At 41.1% G+C, this 24,089-nt stretch carries 21 protein-coding genes and 1 riboswitch; of the genes, 5 read left to right on the forward strand and 16 right to left on the reverse strand.

Features of this window, described 5'->3' with window-relative positions; all coding sequences use genetic code 11:
* Positions 1–55 precede the first annotated feature (55 nt).
* The 4 genes from E0H89_RS10485 to E0H89_RS10500 form a co-directional block, all read right to left on the reverse strand.
* Entirely contained in the window at positions 56–631 is a 576-nt protein-coding gene (locus E0H89_RS10485; RefSeq protein WP_131216823.1) for a TMEM165/GDT1 family protein, read from the reverse strand.
* A 73-nt stretch (positions 632–704) separates the two neighbouring features.
* Positions 705–847, reverse strand: a riboswitch (yybP-ykoY riboswitch).
* 183 nt (positions 848–1,030) lie between these two features.
* A complete protein-coding gene (locus E0H89_RS10490; protein ID WP_131216825.1) occupies positions 1,031–3,037 on the reverse strand; it encodes a 2-oxo acid dehydrogenase subunit E2 in 2,007 nt (668 codons plus the stop codon).
* A 2-nt stretch (positions 3,038–3,039) separates the two neighbouring features.
* A complete protein-coding gene (gene aceE, locus E0H89_RS10495) occupies positions 3,040–5,742 on the reverse strand; it encodes a pyruvate dehydrogenase (acetyl-transferring), homodimeric type (protein WP_131216826.1) in 2,703 nt (900 codons plus the stop codon).
* A gap of 328 nt (positions 5,743–6,070) precedes the next feature.
* The gene (locus tag E0H89_RS10500) at positions 6,071–6,754 is read right to left on the reverse strand and encodes a M23 family metallopeptidase (protein WP_131216828.1); all 684 of its coding nucleotides are present in this window, start codon (positions 6,752–6,754) and stop codon (positions 6,071–6,073) included.
* 108 nt (positions 6,755–6,862) lie between these two features.
* Here E0H89_RS10500 and E0H89_RS10505 point away from each other — a divergent pair, with 108 nt between their 5' ends.
* Positions 6,863–7,303, forward strand: a complete 441-nt coding sequence (locus tag E0H89_RS10505) for a DciA family protein (protein WP_131216830.1) — start codon at positions 6,863–6,865, stop codon at positions 7,301–7,303.
* A gap of 97 nt (positions 7,304–7,400) precedes the next feature.
* On the opposite strand, the gene lpxC is transcribed toward E0H89_RS10505, so the two are convergent.
* The 8 genes from lpxC to gshB all read right to left on the reverse strand — a co-directional run bounded on the left by lpxC (position 7,401) and on the right by gshB (position 16,772).
* The gene (gene lpxC / locus E0H89_RS10510; RefSeq protein ID WP_131216832.1) at positions 7,401–8,303 is read right to left on the reverse strand and encodes a UDP-3-O-acyl-N-acetylglucosamine deacetylase; all 903 of its coding nucleotides are present in this window, start codon (positions 8,301–8,303) and stop codon (positions 7,401–7,403) included.
* Between the two features lie 121 nt (positions 8,304–8,424).
* Positions 8,425–9,615, reverse strand: coding sequence for a cell division protein FtsZ (ftsZ, locus tag E0H89_RS10515; RefSeq protein ID WP_131216833.1), 1,191 nt, complete (start codon positions 9,613–9,615; stop codon positions 8,425–8,427).
* Between the two features lie 164 nt (positions 9,616–9,779).
* On the reverse strand, positions 9,780–11,042 hold the full coding sequence (gene ftsA, locus E0H89_RS10520; RefSeq protein ID WP_131216835.1) for a cell division protein FtsA: 1,263 nt from the start codon (positions 11,040–11,042) through the stop codon (positions 9,780–9,782).
* A gap of 71 nt (positions 11,043–11,113) precedes the next feature.
* On the reverse strand, positions 11,114–11,968 hold the full coding sequence (locus E0H89_RS10525; protein WP_131216837.1) for a cell division protein FtsQ/DivIB: 855 nt from the start codon (positions 11,966–11,968) through the stop codon (positions 11,114–11,116).
* Between the two features lie 3 nt (positions 11,969–11,971).
* On the reverse strand, positions 11,972–12,901 hold the full coding sequence (locus E0H89_RS10530; protein ID WP_131216839.1) for a D-alanine--D-alanine ligase: 930 nt from the start codon (positions 12,899–12,901) through the stop codon (positions 11,972–11,974).
* A 56-nt stretch (positions 12,902–12,957) separates the two neighbouring features.
* A complete protein-coding gene (gene murC, locus E0H89_RS10535; RefSeq protein WP_131216841.1) occupies positions 12,958–14,406 on the reverse strand; it encodes a UDP-N-acetylmuramate--L-alanine ligase in 1,449 nt (482 codons plus the stop codon).
* Positions 14,407–14,419: 13 nt separating this feature from the next.
* On the reverse strand, positions 14,420–15,517 hold the full coding sequence (gene murG / locus E0H89_RS10540) for an undecaprenyldiphospho-muramoylpentapeptide beta-N-acetylglucosaminyltransferase (RefSeq protein WP_131216843.1): 1,098 nt from the start codon (positions 15,515–15,517) through the stop codon (positions 14,420–14,422).
* Between the two features lie 310 nt (positions 15,518–15,827).
* Entirely contained in the window at positions 15,828–16,772 is a 945-nt protein-coding gene (gene gshB / locus E0H89_RS10545) for a glutathione synthase (RefSeq protein ID WP_131216845.1), read from the reverse strand.
* A gap of 117 nt (positions 16,773–16,889) precedes the next feature.
* Between gshB and E0H89_RS10550 the strand changes: the two genes are divergently transcribed.
* A complete protein-coding gene (locus tag E0H89_RS10550; protein ID WP_131216847.1) occupies positions 16,890–17,084 on the forward strand; it encodes a DUF3565 domain-containing protein in 195 nt (64 codons plus the stop codon).
* Between the two features lie 519 nt (positions 17,085–17,603).
* Here E0H89_RS10550 and E0H89_RS10555 read toward each other — a convergent pair.
* The gene (locus tag E0H89_RS10555) at positions 17,604–18,068 is read right to left on the reverse strand and encodes a MarR family winged helix-turn-helix transcriptional regulator (protein WP_131216849.1); all 465 of its coding nucleotides are present in this window, start codon (positions 18,066–18,068) and stop codon (positions 17,604–17,606) included.
* Positions 18,069–18,999: 931 nt separating this feature from the next.
* Positions 19,000–19,650: an orotate phosphoribosyltransferase gene (pyrE, locus tag E0H89_RS10560; RefSeq protein ID WP_131216851.1), complete on the reverse strand. Its 651-nt coding sequence runs from the start codon at positions 19,648–19,650 to the stop codon at positions 19,000–19,002.
* Positions 19,651–19,690: 40 nt separating this feature from the next.
* Between pyrE and E0H89_RS10565 the strand changes: the two genes are divergently transcribed.
* Together E0H89_RS10565 and E0H89_RS10570 are read left to right on the forward strand one after the other, a co-directional pair.
* Positions 19,691–20,509: an exodeoxyribonuclease III gene (locus E0H89_RS10565; RefSeq protein ID WP_131216981.1), complete on the forward strand. Its 819-nt coding sequence runs from the start codon at positions 19,691–19,693 to the stop codon at positions 20,507–20,509.
* Between the two features lie 451 nt (positions 20,510–20,960).
* Positions 20,961–21,308, forward strand: coding sequence for a Spx/MgsR family RNA polymerase-binding regulatory protein (locus E0H89_RS10570; protein ID WP_131216853.1), 348 nt, complete (start codon positions 20,961–20,963; stop codon positions 21,306–21,308).
* Between the two features lie 84 nt (positions 21,309–21,392).
* Here the strand turns inward: E0H89_RS10570 and E0H89_RS10575 are convergent, their stop codons facing one another.
* The gene (locus tag E0H89_RS10575) at positions 21,393–21,830 is read right to left on the reverse strand and encodes a DUF2147 domain-containing protein (RefSeq protein ID WP_131216854.1); all 438 of its coding nucleotides are present in this window, start codon (positions 21,828–21,830) and stop codon (positions 21,393–21,395) included.
* Between the two features lie 153 nt (positions 21,831–21,983).
* Here E0H89_RS10575 and E0H89_RS10580 point away from each other — a divergent pair, with 153 nt between their 5' ends.
* On the forward strand, positions 21,984–22,895 hold the full coding sequence (locus E0H89_RS10580) for an alpha/beta hydrolase (RefSeq protein WP_131216856.1): 912 nt from the start codon (positions 21,984–21,986) through the stop codon (positions 22,893–22,895).
* A 94-nt stretch (positions 22,896–22,989) separates the two neighbouring features.
* Here E0H89_RS10580 and E0H89_RS10585 read toward each other — a convergent pair whose 3' ends face one another.
* Positions 22,990–23,556: an FMN-dependent NADH-azoreductase gene (locus tag E0H89_RS10585; protein ID WP_131216858.1), complete on the reverse strand. Its 567-nt coding sequence runs from the start codon at positions 23,554–23,556 to the stop codon at positions 22,990–22,992.
* Positions 23,557–24,089 lie beyond the last annotated feature (533 nt).

The raw sequence follows: 24,089 nt of genomic DNA on the forward strand, positions 1-24,089 counted from the left end.
TTTAGTCATAAAAAATCCCGACTAAAATGCCAGGATTTTTTATGACTATTCAACTTTAAAAAAAGTAATGCTGTACCAAAGTAGCAACACCAATGATCAAGAATATGCTCGCACCAATCTTATGAATCAGTGGAATTGGCAGTTTATCAGCCAGCTTGTTCCCGACAAAGACTACCGGCGCATTGGCAATCATCATCCCAATGGTCGTGCCCAGCATCACCCAGAATACACTGTCAAAACGCGCTGCCAAAGCAACGGTCGCCACTTGGGTTTTATCGCCTATTTCTGCCAGAAAGAACAGCACAAAGGTGGCTCCAAACACGCCATATTTTTGCCATTTATTGATATTATCAGTTTCATCTTCAAGCTCGTCTGGAACAAGCATCCACAGGGCCATCGCGATAAAGCCAATGGATACAATCCACAGTAACACATCTGGGCTAAGTACCGTGGTAATCCACTGGCCAAGCACTGCCGATATACCATGGTTCAATAGGGTCGCCAGTAAAATAGCAAACAGAATAGGAACAGGTTTTCGAAAACGGGCCGCCAGTAACAAGGCTAATAACTGAGTCTTATCACCCATTTCAGCAAGGGCAACAATAGCGGTAGAGATGAGCAGTTCATACATGTGATCTTTCTCTGGCTAGCAAAATTTGCCGATGACTTATCGCTCCTGCTAGCCAAAAATCTGCGGAGTGATAAATCAAAGGTCTTGCCAACAAAAAAAGCTTTGAGAAAAGCTGAATTGGTTCTTTGCTATGATGACCATGTTCTGTTGAACAATTATGTTGACCATCACCTTTTTACATTGCGTAAAAAGCGGCTACTCCCCAATGAAGTAAGTTGATTTTAATCGTAAAGCAGTTTTTTATCAAATCAATTTATTGTCTGCCTTTTAGAATAGGCGGTTAAAACAAATAAAAGCTCATCCTCAGATCGACAAGCGACTCAAAATATTTTAATACTCTGTGACAATAAAAAACCCTGCCGAAGCAGGGTTTATCTTATTCGAGCTTTAATGAGCTGATTAGAGCAATAAAGTGCGAATATCCGCTAAAAGCTTGGTCAGTTTATGGGTAAAACGAGCAGCGTCAGCACCATTAATCACACGATGATCATAAGACAATGACAATGGCAGCATGAGGCGTGGATCAAAACTTTCACCATTCCACACCGGTTGCATGGTGGCAGGTGAAATGCCCAAAATTGCCACTTGAGGCCAGTTCACGAGCGGTGTAAATGCTGTACCGCCAATTGAACCTAAACTGGTAATGGTAAAGTTCGCACCTTGTAAGTCTTTCGGTGATAATTTCTTCTCACGCGCCTTTTTACTTAACTCACCCAGCTCAATCGCAATTTGCTTAACCGATTTTTGGTCCGGATTACGCAGAACAGGAACGGTCAAACCATCAGGGGTGGCTACTGCAATCCCCATATGGATTTCATTGCGCAGCAATACAGACTTTTGATCATCCGCCAAATGACCTGCAAAATAAGGCTCTTCTTTTAAAAGATGCGCCAATGCCTTGGCAATGAAAGCCAGAATAGTCAGACTAATCCCTTCTTTCTTAAAGTTGCCTTTCAACTCGCCTCGCCAAGCTTCAAGCTCGGTGATATCGGCTGCATCAAACTGCGTGACTTGCGGGATGAAATTATTCAATGACAATTGCGGTACAGAAACCTGCTGCAAGCGTGTCATGGCTTTTTCTTCAACACCACCAAATGCAGAGAAGTCTGGAAGTTTTGGCAGACCGGCCGCCTGCACAGCAGCAGCGGCTACAGGAGCAGGCTGCGGCGCAGTAAGGCGCGTTTTGACATAAGCTTTTAGGTCTTCTTTCATAACACGCGCATGCGAACCCGACGCTTTCACATCCGATAAAACCACACCCAATTCACGTGCCAGTTTACGCACAGCAGGACCAGCATAAACTTTCGAGTTGGCTGCATTCTGCTCTTTGGTTAGCTTGTCTGCATTATCAGATGTCACTGCCGTTGGAACAGAAGGAACAGGTGCCGTTTCTGCTTTTGTAACGGCTGCTTTCGGTGCTTCAGCTTTGACTGCAACAGGTGCAGCATCTGCTTGCGCTTCAGCTTGAATCGTAATCAGTGCAATGCCTTCAGAGACGTTTTGACCTACTTCAACGTGAATTGCTTTAATCTCGCCTGCTGTAGAGCTAGGTACTTCAACCGTGGCTTTATCAGACTCTACCACGATGATACTCTGGTCTTTTTCAACCGTATCACCGACCTGAACCAGAATTTCAGCTACAGCCGCTTTGTCTACACCTAAGTCAGGTACAGTCACTTCGATATTACCCGCAGGTGCTGCTGTAGTTTGAGGCGTTGCGACTGCTTTTTCTTCTGTTGCCGGTTGAGCAGCTTCAGCTTTAGGTGCTTCTGTCTGGGTTTGCGGTGCAGAAACAGCCGTTTTCACTTTCAGAATGACCACACCTTCTTTAATGATGTCGCCTTCTTTAATCTCGATAGATTCTACCGTGCCCGAAACCGTACTTGGAACTTCAACAGTCGCCTTGTCTGATTCCACTACCACGATGCTTTGATCGACATCGATTTCATCACCGACAGACACCAAAATTTCACCCACAGTGGCTTTTTCTACGCCAATATCAGGTACTTGGACATCTACGACTTGTGAAGCTGCTTGAGTTGCAGGAGCAGCTGAAGCTTTTGGTCGATGCGAAGACAGTTCTTGCATGATTTCATCGTCAGGCAATGAAGTTGGCGTATTTTCTGAAGTTTTTTGCGAAGCATCTGCCTGTTGAATTTCAGTGGCTGCATCTGCTCCACCTTCTGCTTCAAGCTCGACTAAGGCTGTACCTTCCGTAACCTCATCACCTTGGCTCACCAAAATGCTTTTCACCACACCTGCTGAAGTGCTAGGCACTTCAACAGACGCTTTGTCAGACTCAAGCAAGACAATGCTTTCATCAATTGCAATCGTGTCGCCCACTTTAACGAGAATTTCAGCAACAACGGCTTTATCTACACCAATATCGGGAGTCGTAATTTGCATACTTATTTCTCCTCTTTATAGTCAGCAACAGGAAGTACAGATGGTGTTACTTGAGGAGCCCAAGCTACTGGACGGTCTGTATCCAGCTCAAAGCTAGAGATGGCATCTTTAACCAAACGTGCATCAACTTCACCTTCATCAGCCAGTTTCTTCAATGTTGCAACCACAATGTGAGCAGCATCTACACCGAAGTAGCTACGCAAGTTACCTCGTGTATCCGAACGACCATAACCGTCAGTACCCAATGCTACAAATGGACGGTTGTCTGGAAGATAACCACGGATCTGTTCACTGTAAGCACGCATATGATCTGTTGCAGACACCACAATACCTTCGGTACCGCGTAACTGTTTCGATACCCATGCTTCTTTCACATCTTCAGCCAGTGGGTGCAGGCGGTTGTATTCTTCACATGCCATACCGTTACGGGCAAGTTCATTGAAGCTGGTGACGCTGTAGACATTCGAGTGAATTTGGTATTCCTCACGAAGGATTTTCGCCGCCTTGATCACTTCACGCAGGATCACACCTGAACCTAATAACTGAACAGTGGCTTTCTCATCTTCTTCGAGTAAGTACATCCCACGCTTGATGCCTTCTTCAGCACCTTTTGGCATTTCAGGATGCTCGTAATTCTCATTCATTACGGTAAGGTAGTAGAACACGCGCTCTTGATTCACATACATACGCTGTAAACCGTCATGTACAATCACAGCCAACTCATAACCGAAACACGGGTCATAAGAGACACAGTTTGGAATAGTATTGGCCAAGATATGTGAATGACCATCTTGGTGTTGTAAACCTTCACCGTTGAGCGTTGTACGACCTGCGGTTGCACCCAGCAAGAAGCCTTGTGCCTGTGCATCGCCTGCTGCCCATGCAATATCACCTATACGTTGGAAACCGAACATCGAGTAGTACATGTACATTGGAATCATAGGCAAGTTATTGGTTGAATAACTGGTTCCCAACGCCGCCCATGCACTCATTGCACCCGCTTCGTTAATCCCTTCTTGTAGCATGTGTCCGTCTTTAGCTTCACGGTAATGCATCAGCTGCTCTTGGTCTTCAGGCGTATATTTTTGACCATGCGCAGCATAAATACCGAGCTGACGGAACATCCCTTCTAAACCAAAGGTACGTGCTTCATCTGGAACGATCGGCACAACGCGGTCTTTAATCGCTTTCTCTTTAAGAAGAGAAGAGATTAAACGTACCATCACCATGGTGGTCGATTGTTCTTTACCGTTTGAACCGGCTAAGACCGAATCAAATACAGATAACTCAGGAATCGCCAATTGTTCACTTTCTTTACGACGTGCAGGCAGATAACCGCCTAATGCTTCACGGCGCGCCTTCATGTATTTCAATTCAGGGGAATTTTCACTTGGACGGTAGAAAGGTACTTCCTCAAGCTGTTCATCCGTGAAAGGAAGATTGAAACGGTCACGCACGTATTTCAAAGAATTGATTTGCATTTTCTTGATTTGGTGGGTTTTGTTGACTGCTTCGATTTCCTCAGACAAACCATAACCTTTTACGGTTTTCGCCAGGATCACCGTTGGCTGACCTTTGGCTGTACATGCTTCGGCATAGGCTGCAAATACTTTGTATGGGTCGTGACCACCACGGTTCAGATTATCAATATCTTCGTCACTTAAGTCTTTGACCAGCTCTTTGGCTTCCGGATATTTGCCAAAGAACTTTTCACGCGCATATGCGCCACCCTTCACTTGATAACGCTGGAAATCACCATCGACGGCTTCTTCCATCACTGCCTGAAGTGCACCGGTAGTATCTTTATCCAACAGCGGATCCCAATGACGCCCCCAAACCACTTTAATGACACGCCAGCCTGCACCACGGAATAAAGATTCAAGTTCCTGAATAATCTTGCCGTTACCACGCACTGGTCCATCCAGACGTTGCAAGTTACAGTTCACCACCCAAATCAGGTTATCAAGCTTTTCACGACCTGCTAGTGAAATTGCCCCCAAGCTTTCAGGCTCATCCATTTCACCATCGCCCAAATAGGCCCAAACCTTGCGGTCTTCTTCCTTAATCAAGCCACGATTCATCAAATACTTTTGAATGTGTGCTTGATAAATCGACATAATTGGACCCAAGCCCATAGATACTGTCGGGAACTGCCAATAATCTGGCATCAAGTAAGGATGCGGATAACTTGGCAGGCCGATACCGCCAACTTCACGACGGAAATTATTTAAATGATCTTCAGTTAAACGGCCTTCCAAGAAAGAGCGGGCATAAATACCTGGTGCACAGTGACCTTGGTAATAGATCATGTCGCCGCCAAAGTGATCACTATTGGCACGAAAAAAATGGTTAAAGCCCACATCATATAGTGTTGCAGAAGAGGCAAAGCTGGCCAAGTGACCACCTAAATCGTCCCCGGTCTTATTCGCACGAAGTACCATAGCCAATGCATTCCAGCGGATTAAAGCGCGAATTCTGCGCTCCATATCCTGATCACCCGGCATTGCAGGTTGCTCTTCAACAGAAATGGTATTGCGGTAAGGAGTATTTAGACGCTGAATGGGAACATGAGTAGCAATTGCGCGTTGGTAAAGTTTTTCGAGTAAAAATGCCGCTCGCTCCGTTCCCATGTGTTGTAGAACCGAGTCAAAAGCATCTTGCCATTCTTGGGTTTCTTGCGCGTCAGTATCGCCATAAAACGCCATATTCCACCTATTCATTGAGCCTATTTATATTCTCTATATGTAACATACTTTAGGTAACTTCAGTTATTGTCACAGCTGAATACGGAATAGCACTATTATTTATATAATAAATACCTATTGACTATTCTTTACGCAATAAAACAAAAAACCGCCAATAAAGGCGGTTTTCTATACAATAAGTATTTGGTGCAATGATATTATCAAATTTAAAAGTTTTAGCAGCTTTTTTACTCTACTCTTTAAATGAATTACCACACTCTTTAACTATCGTTACAACTCTTTAAATTAAAACTGACAGAATAAGTTTTAGAATTTGTCATACTTAGTGTTATGGCAACATTGCTAAATAAGCTGACGGATTTTTACGCTGACCATCTTTGACTACTTCATAATGTAAGTGTGGACCGGTACAACGACCAGTACAGCCTACATTGGCAATATGTTCACCTGCTTGTACCTGATCACCAACACGAGCAATTAAACGAGATGCATGCGCGTAACGGGTTAAATAGCCATTACCATGGTTAATTTCAACGTATTGACCATAACCGGTGCCCCAACCAGATTTTGTTACTACACCTGGACCTGTTGCATAAATAGCAGTACCACTTGGTGCAGAAAGATCTAAACCTGAATGATTTTCAGCACGGCCACCCATGGTACGACCACCATAAGATGAGCTTACGCGTTTCATATCAGGCAGCGGATGAGCTACCAACCACGAGTAAGGATTGTTAGAATAACTTTTTGAGGTGCTTGAACCGTATTTTTTTGCAAGCGATTCATTGTTCAATTCAACAGTTTTTTCACGTAATTTAACGCTCATTCTAGTTTCAGCAGGAATATCAATATCATTTGATTCTGCGTAAGAACCTTGAGCTAAGGTACGGGTCAATTGTTCAATACGATCTGTTGATCCATCGTTAGAATTGAGCTCTACCAAATCAGCGAACGCTACAGATGCGGCAGACGCTGCCAATGAAAACGCTAATAAAATACGTCTCGTATGCATAAAAAACCTCTTTTAACTGTTCTTAGTTAATGTCCTTGCGTGATCTCTTCCTTGATATCTACTGAAAGGAGCGCATAAGATTAAGACACAAATATGTAGGAACAATGTATGTCTGAACCGGTTAAGCTCTTTCAACAAACAAGAAAACACTTAAAAACAGGAAACTTTACGTTTCTCTCTACACAAGTTGCTGCATGGCAGAAACTTACAAAACTTATTCAACCGATATTGCCCCAACCAGAGCAATGGCAAGTTGTATGTTATGAAAATGGCATTTTGACGATTACCGGTGTAAATCAAGCCATGATTAGTCAACTGGCATATCTTCAAAAGCAATATATTGCTCAATTGTTACAGTTGGTTGAATTTAAAGATTTGCAGAAACTGCAAGTTCGCTTAAGAATTCCAACCCAACCACTACGCAAGCCTGAGTCCCTGACCAGATCCCTTAGTCCAGATACCCAAGATTTAATTCGTGGTGCTGCTGACTTTGTGAGCGACCCTAAGCTTAGCCAAGCAATGCTACGTTTGGCAAGCAATAAAAAGTAACCGACACTTTGATGTCCTTGAATTAAGTCGAAAATTCTGTGAACTGTTTAACAATCAAATTTGTTATAGTATAACGCATACATTAAAAGACAATGACTTATGTCACACTCACATAAGGAATGGGACATTGCGTTTCGTCATCAAATGTTACAATTTCGTAACTACTCGGATCACTTTTAACATTACGTAATAATTGATTATTTAATGCATGTCCTGACTTATAACCATCAAACTTTGCAATAATTTGATGCCCCAGCAAGTATAAATCACCCACCGCATCTAAAATTTTGTGGCGTACGAATTCATCTGAGAAACGTAAACCCTCTTCATTTACCACGCCTGTGTCATCCACTCCAATTGCATTTTCTAAACTCGCGCCTAACGCTAAATTATTGGCTTTCAGATAGTCTAAATCTTTCATAAAACCAAAGGTACGTGCTCCACTCACTTCATAGACAAAAGTTTCGGTTGAAAAATCAATGGTTGCAGACTGGTATTCTTTTTTAAATGCAGGATGATCGAAATCGATAGTGAAATTGAGTTGAAAACCTTGATGCGGATGAAAGACAGCACGTTTATCCTCTATCAAGGCTTTAACCGGTTTTAAAATTTTGATGAATTTTTTCGGAGCATTCTGTTCTGCAAGGCCGCCTTGCATCAACAAATAAATGAATGGACCTGCACTACCGTCCATAATGGGAACTTCAGAAGCAGAAACTTCAATGATTAGATTATCAATTCCCAAGCCAGCGATGGCGCTCATTACATGTTCAATCGTCCCTACTTTGGCATTTTCTTGAACTAAGTTCGAGCACATAAATGCCTCTTGAATCAGCATGGCATTCGCTTGAATATCCACTGGCGGATCTAAATCAATACGTCGAAACACAATCCCCCCATCAACATGGTGCGGCACAAAGTTAATCAAGACTTTTTGCCCACTATGAAGACCGATACCGCTCGCTTTCACGATACGTTTTAGGGTTCGCTGTTTCAACATTTTTCTATCATCTGCTCATAAAACCGATATACGTTAGCATATTTAGCTATTGATAAAAAACAAAAAGGTCGTATTGCTACGACCTTTTCTAAAACTAGAACTAAAAACTGAGACTATGAGTTTATTTACGTTGCTGATTTTTCAAGTAATCTTGAATACTCATTGGTGTTGGGCGTGCAGCCCCTACAGCAGGCGCAGGCGTTGTACCAGCATCATTATTTTGACGCTGAATAGCCGGTACATCATCATCTTCCACGACAGCATGAGCAGCATGATTTGCCGGACGAGTTGCAGACTGAGATACTGGACGTTTGACTGTCTCAGTTGCATCTGCCGAATTACGGGTTAAACCCGTTGCAATTACAGTTACGCTAAGTTCATCGCGCGCATCTGGATCAAATACAGTTCCGTAGAATACTTGACCTTCATCTAAATCGACAATTTGATTGACTACGTCGGTAATTTCTTCAATTTCACCGAAAGTCACATCATCACCACCAGTCACGTTAATCAAAATGCCTTTAGCATTCATAATCGTTACGTTATCAAGCAGTGGACTGCGAATCGCTTGTTCAGCAGCTTGACGCGCACGTGTTTCACCACGTCCTGAACCCACACCCATCATGGCATAGCCACGCGTACTCATTGCAGTTTTCAAATCGGCGAAGTCAAGGTTGATGTGACCTGGGCGAACCACCAGATCAAAGATACTACGTACTGCATTGAGCAATACGTCATCTGCTTTTTTGTACGCGTCTTTCATTGAAATATCGCGGAATACTTTAAGCAGACGCTGGTTAGGAATAATGATTAAAGAATCCACATGCGCTTCTAAAGCTTCAATACCTTTTTCAGCAGATTGTTGACGACGTTTCCCTTCAAAGTTAAATGGAGTCGTCACTACACCAACTGTCAAAATACCCATTTCTTTGGCAATTTCCGCAACCACAGGCGCAGCGCCGGTACCTGTACCGCCACCCATACCGGCAGTAACAAACACCATGTCTGTACCTTCAAGGTGTTGGCGGATGATTTCACGGCTTTCTTCAGCAGCAGTTTGACCCACTTGCGGATTTGCACCTGCACCCAGACCACGTGTGCTTTGCTCGCCTAACTGGATTTTGAATTGGGCATTCATACGATCTAACGCTTGCTTGTCCGTATTGGCACAAACAAATTTTACACCTTGAATGTCTGACTCAAGCATATGTTGTACAGCATTACCACCAGCACCACCTACACCAAACACAGTGAAACGGGCTTGACCGTTGCTATCGTTTTGATCATCTTCTAAAAATTCAAATGAGGCCATGACCTTTGGATTTCCTAATTCGTAATTGGCAGTCACTTAAGCCCGTATACTGCCTTGATCTTAATAAACAAAAATTGTGTTTTAGGATGCTGTTCAACTACACGCTTGTCAAGTCCAAGCCGTTAGACGTACAACTTCCTAACAATATTCCCAATAAATTCAACTTAAAATATCGATTTTAACTGATTATTTAATGCCGACCATGCTCGACCTACTCGCTTAAAAATAGACATTTTTTCAGGATCTGTAGATTCTACAATGGTATCTTGCGTGTCACTTTGGCTAAACATTAATAACCCTGCAGCTGTTGCATATTGCGAACGACGCAAAGCAGCCTGATTTTGCTCTTCAGCATATACCTGTACGGGTGGATTTCCTAAATGTGCTGAAACCCCTAACATATGACGTGCCAGATTTACCATTCCTTCGATTTGGCTAGCATCACCTGTCAGTACCACACCATGATATAAACCATGGATTGCACCGTTACGTTGTAATTCTTGATGAACTTGAGTCAGAATCTCTTCATAACGCGCAATAATAATTTCCGCCAATTCAATACGACTGATAGTTTGTGGACCATCAATACCTTGGAATTGAATCATATGATCGGGTTTCACCACTTTCAGATCAACACAACCATACAACAACTTGATTCGTTCCGCTTCTTCCGTTGTCGTCTGTAATACTGCAGCAATGTCACGTGTAACATGCTCACCACCACGTTGCAAAGTATGCGTCAATGCAAGGCGACCATCTAGATATACCGCAATATTGGTGGTACCTGCACCAATATCCACCAAACATGCACCATACTCTTTTTCATCTTTGAGCAAACTTGCTTCAGCGGTTGCCAAACAAGACACTACCATTTTTTCGACACCAATATTGGCACCTTTAAGCGCACGATCCAGATTCTGCATGGTACTGATCGGCAGCATCATTAACTGATAATGTCCTATCATACTATGGGCAGACATGCGAATCGGATTTTGTACCCATTCTGCCGAATCATCTAATTCAAAGCCTAAAGGTACTGCACTGACCAAATAGTGGTCTGAAGTCAAATGACTGGCTTTGGCCAACTCTAGCGCACGTACAACTTCACTGGTTGTAATTGTATGTTCACTATTTTCAATGGGTGTACGACCTGATGCATAAAAGCTTTTTAATTCTGCACTTGGAATAGAAATCCAAGCGGAATGCACCCGGCATTCAGCCATGTCTTCTGCTTCTTGTACGGCATTTTTAATTGCAGTGATGACTTTGTCGAGACTTACAATTTTTCCTTTATTCATGCCTCGGTTACGAGCTGTTGCCATCCCTATCACTTGGATATTGTCTGGCGCATGTACCTTACCAATCAAAACTGAAACTTTGTGTGTCCCAATGTCAATCGCAACAACCGAGGGAACAGCTTCATTCATTATCTAGTACCATCATCACATGTTTGGTTAATTTATGGCCATAAGCCTCTATTTTATATCAAGCCGCTCAATTATGGCTTTACCATTCTTGCATCTGCAATGCTTGTGTCATTAATCGTTACAACAAACTGACTATTTACAATATTAGGTGGTGCTGAATTCTTCCATTGTATCGCCAATCCATTTCTATAACGTAAGTCAATTGATGAGATTTTAGACCAAACTGGTTTTAAATCACTTTGTGCCAGATGACTCAAGCGTTGAAGTTTACTCATCGTTTGATCTTGATCCACAATGACGCGTAAACCCGAATCAAACTGCATAAACCAAGTCATACGTTCTGTTAAATATAATTCTTTTAAACGAGCATTGACTGGCAGGAATAACTGATTAATTTCATTGTAGCGGCGCATCATCATTTTGGACTGAGACGTTGGACCGTGCAGCAAAGGTAGTTTTTGATTATTTTGCGGAATTACTTGTGCAAAAATATCACCACTATCACTCAACAGTCGTCCAGTTCCCCAACGGGCAATGGGATGACGGGGCATCACTCGTACTCGAATTGAATTGGGCCATGCACGCGAGACCACCACGCGATCTACCCAAGACAACTCTAGTGCCTGATCTCGAATTTGTTCTAAATCAGCGGTAAAATAATTTGCCGTTACCGTTGGGGTAACATGCTTCATGACCTGGCTATTTTCTGCATCTGAACGCGTACCTACAACATTGAGTTCCGCGACATGTGCATCGGTCATGACTGTATATAAACCATACACCCCTACAGCCAATACCATGAGTGCAATCATCAATAATAACCAGCCACCCGCATTCGCAAGCTTTTCCTTACGGGTCGGTGGCTTGTCATGTATTGATGTAATTGCTGCTTGTTTACGGCGTATTGAAGCAGGAAGTTGAGCCATGGTTTAGTGAGCCGCACCTGTCAAAGTCTGTTCCAAAATAGCCACACAAAGCTCATCAAAGCTATATCCCACCGCTTTCGCAGCTTTAGGCACCAATGAATGACTGGTCATTCCCGGAACAGTGTTCACTTCTAACAACCAGAAGTTACCTTGTTCATCCTGCATTGCATCAATACGTCCCCAACCGCTTGCACCAACGGCCTGGAAAGCACGTAAAGATAAAGCTTGAAGTTGTTTTTCTTCATCCTCACTTAGACCGCAAGGAATGCCGTACTGCACATCGTTACGGTTATATTTGGCTTCATAATCGTAGAAAGCCACATCTTTTGGCGGCTCAAGACGAATTACAGGAAGCGCCTGACCATTCAGAATCACAATCGTGAACTCACAACCGCTAATCCATTTTTCTGCCATCACCACTGCATCATGTTCGGTCGCTTTTTCAATCGCTACCGCAAAGTCTTCCATTTTTTCAACTTTGCTCATACCAATACTTGAACCTTCATGTACCGGTTTGATAATGAATGGCAAACCAATACTTTCTACCACGGCATTCAAATCAGAATCTTTGGTTACAATACGGTAGGGTGCGGTAGGCAGCTCAGAACCTTGCCAGACCTGCTTGGTTTTGACTTTATCCATACCAATGGCCGAACCCTGTACACCGGTACCGGTATAAGGCAGATTTAACCATTCTAATGCACCTTGAATTTGACCGTCTTCTCCACCGCGACCGTGCAACACAATGAATGCGCGATCATAGTTGACCAGTTCAGTCACGCTACGTTCTTGCGGGTCAAAAGCTTCTGCATTTACACCCGAGCGTACCAATGCTTCAAGTACAGCTTTACCACTATCTAGAGAAACCTCGCGCTCAGCCGATTTACCGCCAAGCAACACGGCAACTTTGCCGAATTCTGAAGCATTTGCCACGTTTATATCCTTAAACTTTATAACTGAACGATCAAATTCAAAATCACATAAAGTGATTACTTTAAATACAATTTATTTTGTGCAAGTTCAATCGAGAGAGCACCCACATTACCTGCGCCTTGCGTTAATAACAAGTCATTCGCTTGTAACACTTTTTGCACCGCATTTTGTAAATTGCCTTCCACCGGATCAATCAAAATTGGTTCAACCTCGCCACGTAAACGAATACTACGCGCCAAGCTGCGGCTGTCCGCGCCGACAATCGGTTTCTCACCCGCAGGATACACTTCCAGCAATAATAATTGGTCGACTTGTGACAATACATCTACGAAGTCATCAAAGCAGTCACGGGTACGGCTAAAGCGGTGTGGCTGGAACATCATGACCAAACGACGATCTGGATGGCTTTGACGCGCAGCTTTAATGGTTGCTTCCACTTCTTTAGGATGGTGACCGTAGTCATCAACCAAGGTCACGTTACCACCTTCTATTGTAAATTCACCCTGAACCTGGAAACGACGACCTACCCCACTAAAGCCTTCCAATGCACGGCAAATTGCAGCATCAGAAACACCTTCATCGGTTGCCACACCAATGGCAGCCAAGGCATTCAGTACATTGTGTAAACCCGGTTGGTTCACGGTAACACGTAATGGCTCGCGATCTTTACGCAATACGGTAAAGTGAGTGCGCATACCGTCTTGATCAACATCAACCGCACGAATGTCGTTATCTTCATTAAAACCATAGGTTAAAAGTGGACGACCAATGCGTGGCATGATTTCGCGCACATTGGCATCATCGCCACACACCACTGCCAAGCCATAGAATGGAAGTTTTTGCAAGAACTGTACGAAGGTATCTTTGAGGACATCGAAGCTACCGCCATACGTATCCATATGATCGGCATCGATATTGGTCACGATTGCAGCCATCGGATGTAAATGCAGGAATGTTGCATCCGATTCGTCCGCCTCAGCCACGATATAACGGCTTGCGCCGAGTGCGGCATTGACACCGGTACGATTCAGCAAACCACCGATCACATAAGTTGGATCCATGTTTTCTTCCGCCAACATACAAGTGATCAGACTTGTGGTTGTGGTTTTACCATGGGTTCCTGCCACTGCAATACCATGACGGTAACGCATCAACTCACCCAACATTTCAGCACGACGAACCACTGGAATACGGGTTTCAATCGCTGCTTTGATTTCCGGGTTTTCCGGGTCAATCGCTGTAGACACCACCAGTACATTGGCATCTTTAATATTTTCTGGCGTATGACCGATATAAACTTTAATCCCGTTTTCTTCAAGCTGTGCAGTCGTTTTAGACGCTTTGATGTCTGAACCCGAAACTTTATACCCCTGGTTTTTGAGCACTTCCGCGATGCCACACATTCCGGCACCACCAATTCCTACAAAATGAATGTGTTTGATACGGCGCATTTCAGGCACTTTAATTAACTTTTTCGCTTGCTCAGCAGGAGTAGATGGAGACATATATCACTCTAATTTACAATTCTTGAATTAAACGAACCACATGCTGGGTTGCATCGGGTTGTGCTTTTTGACGTGCTTTAACTGCCATTTCTGACAGCAGTTTGCGATTCATCAGTGGTGTTAGCAATTCTTTTAAATAATCGACAGTCATAGTGGCTTGCGGACAAATTTTCGCAGCATTGATACCAGCCAAAAAATTGGCATTTGCAGTTTGATGGTCATCCACTGCACTTGGGAGTGGAACAAAAACTGCAGCCACACCCGCAGTTGCAATTTCAGTGACCGTTAATGCACCCGCACGGCAAATAATTAAATCAGCATCTGAATAAGCCTTAGCCATATCTTCAATAAACGGCTGCACTTCAACCTGCAAGGTTGCAGGTGCGTCGCTATAACGTGCCTGTGTTGCATCCTGATGGTTTTGACCGCATTGATGAAATACCTGGATCGGCATATTAAGTTGTTTTAATGCTTCTGGAACACGTTCATTTAATGCTTGCGCGCCCAAGGAACCACCAACAATTAAAATCTGCAAAGGTTTCGCAGCCTTTTCACGTTCCTGATAACGCCAAGACGGATTTAAAATTTCTGTAATTTCTTTGCGTACCGGATTACCGGTCGTCACAATTTTTTTACTTGCAACGAAAGTATCAGGAAAGGCCTGACACACAGTTTTAGCAATACGGGATAACTGGGTATTGGTAAAACCTGCAATCGCATTTTGCTCATGGATAATAACAGGAATACCTAAAGCACGCGCAGCTAAACCACCCGGCCCTGCAACATAACCCCCAAAACCTGCAACAGCATCAATATTAAGCTGCTTCATATAACGCATGGCACTTAAGGTTGCTTTTAAAATTTTCAAAGGTGCCAATAATTTACGCACAACACCGTTGCCACGCACACCTTGAATATCAATTTGATAAATTGGAATATTATGATTTTTTAACAGACGATTTTCCATACCTGTTGGGGTTGCAAGCCAAGACACCTGTACCCCTTGTTGCTGTAGTTCTTTAGCAACAGCGAGCGCTGGAAAAACATGTCCACCAGTACCTGCGGCCATCATCATGACATGTTTGGGCTTTATTTGCGTTGCTTCAGTCACAGTCTAATTCTTCAATTCTAAAATATGGATAACAAAATTCTATTTTAAGCGGTCAATTGTAATCACAAACGCATAGCCATGAAAGGTTATTTACTTTTTTTCACGAACTGCTTCATTGTTTTTTTCTAAGGATTTAAAAGTTTAAACTAGTTTTATTATTAATCGACGAGAAATATACAATTTAATGCATTTTTTATCCAATTTTGCGCTCTTTTTTTAATTAATGGATCAACCTAGTCCTTCTCTGCTCCCTATAAGTAAAACCTAAAAAAAGAGCCCCCACTTGGACTCTTTTTCAAGAAAATGCGATTTATGCTTTCAACCCTGCTTCTAGAACATTAAATAAATCATCTGCAATAGATGTACCAAACTGATCATCAATTTCACGGATACAGGTTGGACTAGTCACGTTAATTTCAGTCACGTAATTGCCAATCACATCCAGACCGACAAATACCAAGCCTTTTTCTTTGAGATAAGGACCGACTTTTGCCGCAATGGCTTTGTCATTTTCACTTAAGGGACGGGCTTGCCCCAAACCGCCTGCGGCCAAGTTGCCGCGCACTTCGCCATTTTGCGGAATTCGTGCCAAACAGTAAGGCACGGGTTCACCATTAATCATCAAGATACGCTTATCGCCCTCAACAATTTCTGGAATATAACGTTGCGCCATAATTGGCTGGGTACCATTATTGGTCAGCATTTCAATGGTAGATCCAATATTAATCCCATCTTGATACAAGCGGAAAATGCCTGTACCGCCCATACCATCGAGAGGTTTTACAATCACATCTACCTGTTCTTTCAGAAATTCACGGATCAAACCTTCATTTGAGGTCACCAAAGTCGGCACCTGAAGTTCCGGGAACTGCGTAGCAAATAGTTTTTCATTACAGTCACGCAGGCTTTGCGGCTTGTTAATAATCCACGCACCCTCACGCTCTGCCTGCTCCAAAATATAAGTGGTATAGACAAAGTTCATGTCAAACGGCGGATCTTTACGCATCAATATCACGTCATAATCTGCAATGGATTCTTTTTTCTTTTCGCCCAATTCATAATAATGGTTATAGTCTTCAAACACTTTCAGGGGTGAGATCAAACCGAAGGCTTTACCGTGTTCGATATATAAATCTTGCTGTAATGCATAACCCAACTCATGCCCACGGCGGCTGGCAGTCCATAGCATCGCCATAGAAGAATCTTTTTTCAGGTTTACATTTTCGATGGGGTCCATCACAACAAGTACGCGCATATCGCTTTGCTCATGTATTTTTAAATTAATAAAAGTATAGCGGAGTTTAATCTTTCTTTTTTCTCAATTTTGGTAAAGCTTTTATAGGATTGTATAAAGCAGTTTCAGGAGCAGCTGATGCAACAAGCCATTATTGGTTTTCACTTGGATGAGGAGGATCACTGGGTAGCCGATCTCGTCTGTGGTCATGCGCACCATGTTCGACATAATCCACCTTGGCAAAACCGTCCTTGGGTCATCACTGAAAAAGGTCGTAAAGAAAAATTGGGGATGTTGTTGAACTGTAAGAAGTGTGATCAACAAAGTGAGTAGGTTCTATATATGAATCGGTATTCAGTGAGCTATTTATGATTAATTTATACAACAATATAATAACTGTTTAAAAAACCCAAAAAAATATTAAAATATTCTAATCTAAGATTTTGAGTAAGTTAGTATTTTACCATCCACACCTCACTCCTTTCATATAAAAAACTTATCACCATAAGACGCTTATAAAAACTAAAAAAGCACAATGATTACGATGGACTAATGTGTTGATTATTTATATTACTTGCCGAAGCTCTAATTATTGTTGCAAAAATTTGATTAGTTCACATAAAGGATTAGCATTTTTAATTTATATGGTGCTAATCCTTTTATGTTCCCTTATTGATTATTTTGAAATCTTGCTAAGAAAAAAATTCTCATGCTAAATCCATTGCATAACGATCAAGGTAAGCTAGATAAAATATATTCTCTTTTCCTGACGTGAAACTGGATTATGCATACTCCCCTAAAATACAAATAAATCAGCAAACTAGCCTAAACTTCTTCTTGATTAAATTTATTTTAATGGGCTAGATTTTTAAAAATTTGCTTAAGATTTTCTAACATTTTCTCAATTTGCAAAGGAGTTAAACCATCAAAAGATTGTTCCAAAACAATGTGACTCAGGTCATTAATCTTTTGGATCATTTGCTGTCCTTTCTCGGTTAATAAAACCCGGGTAATTCGACCATCATCTTCACAACAATAGGTATCTACCAATCCTTCATCTTTTAAACGATAAACGATTTTAGTGGTCGTCGACATTTTAGAAATTACCATTTCTGACAAATCAGATACGCTTGCTTTATTTTTAGATTTTAAAGCCAGTAAAATACGGCGGCGAGAATTATCTAACCCATATTTTTTTAATGCGTGATCAACATTCTGTATATATTGGGCATGCACTTGAGTGATCCAGTAATATGGCGAATTTTCCAAATTAAAATCTGCAGCAGCAGATAAAAACTTATTGTACCTTTTTGTCATGACTTTCCCTCTCTCATTCATTGTTACCATTTAAATTGTTTAAAAAATCTACACTCATTAGTAACTGCTCTATTGATTAAATAAACTTGTTCTTACTAATTTCGCTATACAATCTGTTTTTTAAAGATTGACTCTCTAATTCTTCCTTTGCTTTCTATGAGCTAGGCTTATAAAAAGAATTAGAGAGCCAGGTACCACATAACGTCCTCTTTTGTATTTATTTATTGTTATTGTGTAAGCAGATTAAATCACTTTAATGGTTAAATGATCTATCACAAAAAATACCAACTTCCTTGTGCAAATGTATGAGAATGTGACCTGATGGACACTATTTCATCGAGAAAAATCACCTATTTCATTAAGTTTTAACCTTATGAAGCAAGTTTAAATTGTGGTAACAAACATTTTTAATACAAATAACAGATTGTTTAATTTAATATTTTTTTATCAATTTAAATTTCATGTTTTTAATCGATAAAATTATGTAGTTAAAAAATATGAGAAAAGTCGTGTATTTTTATTTTTCTATAACGGGCATTTTGTTTAATTTATGAAATAGTAATTTATTTTATAAAGAACATTCTATTTAATATTTCTAAAAAATAATTTTTTATTTTAACGCAATTTTGTGCCCTTCTATCAAGAATCGAGAATACTTATTTGCTTCATTACTATTCTGAATAAATACTTGATTCTAATTCTCAATTTCTTTCTCAAAGTTTTGAAATGATTAAAACACTTTTTAAATTCTGCGAATTGAAACATGAGCAAAAAATTAAATCTCACTATTTGTAAATACTAGAGATAACCACATTATGAATAGTACGAATATTTGACTAAATCTAACTACTTCTACTTTTCAGTAATTTATCACTTTCTTAAAATCATAAAAAAGGAAGCATTGAGCTTCCTTTTTTAGTCTATCTAACCATCAGATGCCGTATTTGACACGGTAATCTTCCATTTTTGCTAAAGCTTCTTTCTCGCCCTTTGTCTCCAGGAAGTCCATCAAATCTTTCATGGTAATAAGTGCATGAACTGGAATTTCCAGTTCTTGTTGCACTTCCTGAATTGCAGACAAATCGCCTTGACCTTTTTCTTGACGGTCTAAAGCAACCAATACCCCGGCAATTTGCGCACCTGCATTTTTAAGTACAGTCACCACTTCACGAATGGCGGTACCCGCAGTAATCACATCATCAATAATCCAGACTTTTTTACCTTCAACTGAAGCACCGACCAACACGCCGCCTTCACCGTGATCTTTTGCTTCTTTACGGTTAAAACCCCAAGGTACACTTACAGCATGATTTTGTGATAAGGCTACAGCAGTCGCAGCGACAAACGGAATACCTTTATATGCAGGACCAAAAATCACGTCAACATTGTCACAAGTCGTTAATTTGTCAGCATAGCCTGAAGCCAACAGCGTTAACGCTTCACCATCATTGAGCAAACCTGCATTAAAAAAATAAGGACTCACACGACCCGATTTTAAAGTAAACTCACCAAATTTAAGCACACCACGTGATAAGGCAAGTTCGATAAAATCTTGAGGGTTAAAATTCGCTTGCGAGTTCATGAGGTGCTCCGAAATTCATAAATAGAGGTAAGACTTGCGCATGATACCAAAGAGCAGCTATCCAAGTGATCAAAAAATTCTAAGAGTCGTTTCCATTAACGTAAATGGCTTACGTTCATCAGTAACTAAAGGCTTGCTTGAATGGCTGGAACAATCAGAAGCCGATGTGATTTGTATGCAGGAAAGCCGGATCACGCATGCGCAGTGGACTGAAAAATTTAGACCGGAAGGTTGGTACACCCACCTGTTCCCTGCTGAACGTGCAGGCTATGCAGGTACTGCTATTTATAGCCGCCTGCCTTTTGTTTCGGTAACCGATGGTTTGGGTTTTGAATTGGCCGATTCTCAAGGACGCTTTATATCTGCTGAATTTGACCTAGGTCTGGAAAAACCTGTTCATATCTGTTCCCTTTATTTACCCTCTGGCTCATCAGGTGAAGAAGCGCAAGCCCGTAAAGATCACTTTTTAGACCAATACCAAGATATTTTAAAACAATGGCGTGATGAAGATAAATCCATCATCGTTTGCGGTGACTACAACATCGTCCATAAACGGATCGATATTAAAAACTGGTCGGGCAATCAAAAATCTTCTGGCTGTTTACCGCATGAACGTGCTTGGCTCGATCATATTTATGATGATCTGGGTTATGTCGATACTTTCCGTGAAGTGCGTAAGGAAGCGGAACTTTATTCCTGGTGGTCAAACCGAGGACAAGCCCGCGCTAAAAATGTCGGCTGGCGGATTGATTATCAAGCCTGTTCACCAGACTGGAAAGATCGTACAACCAATGCTTGGGTCTATAAAGAAACCTGGTTCAGCGACCATGCCCCAGTGATTATTGATTATAAAATCTAATAAATAAGATTTATTTGAGTGAACAATCGTTCACTCAATACCATCCAAAAACCTACAACACTTGACGCGTTTGTATATTTTTATACAACTGTTTTAAGTGCATTATTGCTTCACGGCAAAGGGATATGTCAGGATGACACAAAAGGACAGGACGCCGTAGGATGAAACAAAGTAAACCACTTCGGTAGCTTATTTTGCAAGGATGTGACAATGGACGTTGAAATGAGACCCGCATGATCAGGATGATTAAATGCGGGTTTTCTCTTTTTCTAGCTCCATCAAATCTATTTTTTTAATCATAAAGTTATTCTTATCTATAACGCTATCTTGGCAAATCTAAATGTCAATTTCATGACATGTTTATTTAATTTTTAATACTTTTAATTTTCTCTAGAGCTTATAGCTAATTTTCGCTAGGCTATCCGGTAATTGAAAATGGAATAATCATTTTATGCTTAAAATTTATGGCATCAAAAATTGCAGCTCAATGAAGAAAGCTTTTGACCTGTTAAATCAACTGGGTCTGGTCTATGAATTTCATGATTACAAAAAACAAGGCATTGACGCTGGAACTGTAAAAAAATGGATAGATGCGATTGGACCAGATCTTATTCTCAATAAAAAAGGGACCACCTGGCGCAAACTGAGTGAAGCAGAACAGCAAACTGCGCTTGCGAATGAAAGCAATTTGATCACGACTTTAACAACGCATAGCAGTTTGATTAAACGTCCGGTGCTCGAAACTGAGCAAGGCTATGTTGTGGGCTATAATGAAGCTGTTTATAAAGCTTTAAAATAAGATCGAGATAGTAAAGCTCTCGTATAAAAAAGCCTAGCTGAATATCCACTAGGCTTTGCTTACTTTAAAATTTTTTAGTTTAAATTATTCTGCACGAATCCAGGTTTGGTTACGGCCTAAAGCCGCTATCCCGATAAAGCCACGTAACTCTAATTTTTTACCGCCATCCGTCATTTGACCTTTTAACCGGTAAGTTTTACCTGAAGCAGGGTCAAGAATTGTTCCATCTTCATAACTTGTACCCCCTGCATTTTTAAGACCATGCACAATCTTTAGACCTCTTAAAGATTTGTTATGATATGGACCTTCACATTTTGAACATGCCTTTTCTTCCCCTGGTGTTAACACCTGTTGAATACTCGCAGATAATGTGCCATTTTTTTGTTCAGTAAATTTTACTATGGCTTTCGGTTGTTTCGTTTTGTCATCAATCGTTTTCCAAACAGAACCATTTAATGGATCAGCAGCATTAGCCAAAACTGTTAATCCGAGCAATCCTAGTGCAAGTGCAATTTTTTTCATTTTTTTTCGTTTCCCTAGTCTGGTATAGACGGCTTAGTATTAAAAAGTCACAACATTTTTGCAATTTTTGAATGTGACCATTTAGTGTAATCTTGTATCTTGAATTGGTAAATATCTAATCATCCCCTAAAGATAAAACAAGATGGAAGAAACATGAAGATAGATCCGCTATGGAAACAATTAATTACAGAAAGTATTTTAAAAACGGCCATTCGTAAACCCAGCCAGTTTAACTTGCCTCCCAACTCGATACGTTTTGCATTGGAGCAAATGTGTCGTGTCTTTCCAAGTAATAAAGACGTTCAAGTCAGATCACTACGCCTGGCAGGCTTACGTGCTGAAGAAATAAAACCTCAAGGTGAATCAACACAACTCATTTTGCATATTCATGGTGGTGCATTCTTTTTGGGTTCACTCGACACTCATCGTGCCTTTTTAACTCATATGGCTGCACGTACACAGATGCAAGTGCTTCATGTCGACTATCCCTTAGCTCCAGAGTCTGTTTATCCTGAAGCCAGTGATGCGATTTTTGACATTTATACCACTTTGTTAGGGCAAGGAATTCAAGCCAAAGACATCATTTTATCGGGCGACTCTTGTGGTGCTAATTTAGCTTTAGCTCTGGCACTTAAAATTCGTGACGAAGGCCTTCCTCAAGTCAGTGGCTTGATATTATTATCCCCATTTTTAGATTTGACTTTAAGCAGTGAATCTTTGCGTTATAACCGCAAGCACGATGCACTGCTCTCTATTGAAACTTTAGAAGCAGGGATTGATTATTACGTACCGAAATTTATGGATACCGCAGACCCGGCTATTTCACCTGCGTTTGCAGACTTAAGCGGATTACCACCAATCTTGGTTCAAGTCGGCTCTAAAGAAATTTTACTGGATGATGCACAGCGCTTTAAAGAGAAAGCGGAACAAGCCGGTGTTGATCTGACCTATAAACTTTACACGGGTATGTGGCACAATTTTCAGATGTTTCACACTTGGTTTGATGAAGGAAAACAGGCTTTGGCCGATCTGGCCGAATTTGCACATCGGCTCGATCGAGATTAATCCTGGTATTAAAAAGCTTGGTATTAAAAAAGTAATTCATATAAAAAAGGTCAGCCGAAGCTGACCCAAGAGGAATACTCTATATTTTCAAAAATTACAGTGCTTGTACTTGGGCTAAAGCGTTAGAAATTGCCTGCTCTTTCAGCTCTGGCCCCATATTGACACCTTCAGCACGAATAATTTCGACATCATTCACACCGGTAAAGTTAAATACAGTTTTCAAAAAACCTTCCTGAAAATCGACTGGACTATTTTCACCATACACCCCACCACGACTACTGGCGATATAAACTTTTTTCTCACCGGCCAAACCCACCGGACCATTCTCAGTATATTTAAAGGTCTTACCGGCTACACTAATACGGTCAATCCAAGCTTTCAAGGTTGAAGTCAAACCGAAGTTATACATGGCCGCACCAACCACCACGATATCCGCATCAAGATATTGCTGAATAATTTTTTCACCCAAGGCAACTTGTTCTGCATCTTGTCCCATTAAAATGGCACCGGTTAAGTGTGGAATCGGCTGGGCAGCTAAATCTAAATAATCAACCGCTAAATCTGTATGTTTAGTCTGTAATTGATCAACAATGGCTTGGCTTAATTGGCGTGAAACTGAAACAACGCCTAAAATACTCGAATCGATATGTAAAACTTTCATGCTCAAAACCTTAATCTTTATTTATTCAATGAACCCAGTTTAATCGATCAACAAAAATAGAATAATACCTTTATACACAACACACTGTTTTATATTTGGAACAATAATCATTCAGATGAAGTGCATTTTTATGCTTAAAAGCACAAAATACAAGTATTACCATTCAAAAAAAATTTCTATGTTATTAATTATTAAAAATAAATTAGATTAACTTGGCACTAATAATCAGTTTGAAGAACTAAAGGTCAAACCTATCGAATGAAGCAAATCTTTTCATCAGATACCCCTTCCTCATTCCAAGAAAGAATTGCGAAATATCGGATAGAGGATGAAGTCGTAATGAACTGGAGTGTCCTGAATAAATGCATACTCATGCTGATTCTAGGAAGCTTGGTGCATGTCGTTTGGATTGTCTGGAAAATTTATGTCCTTCTTTTACCCGATCTCTGGCACTGGGTAAATTTGCTTTTGCTCAAGCTACAGCTTGGACTCAACACCTTATCCCTAATTGTCTTTATTGGGCTAATTTACCC

It is taken from the genome of Acinetobacter sp. ANC 3781 (genome assembly GCF_004331285.1).
In the GTDB taxonomy this organism is placed as follows: Bacteria; Pseudomonadota; Gammaproteobacteria; order Pseudomonadales; family Moraxellaceae; genus Acinetobacter.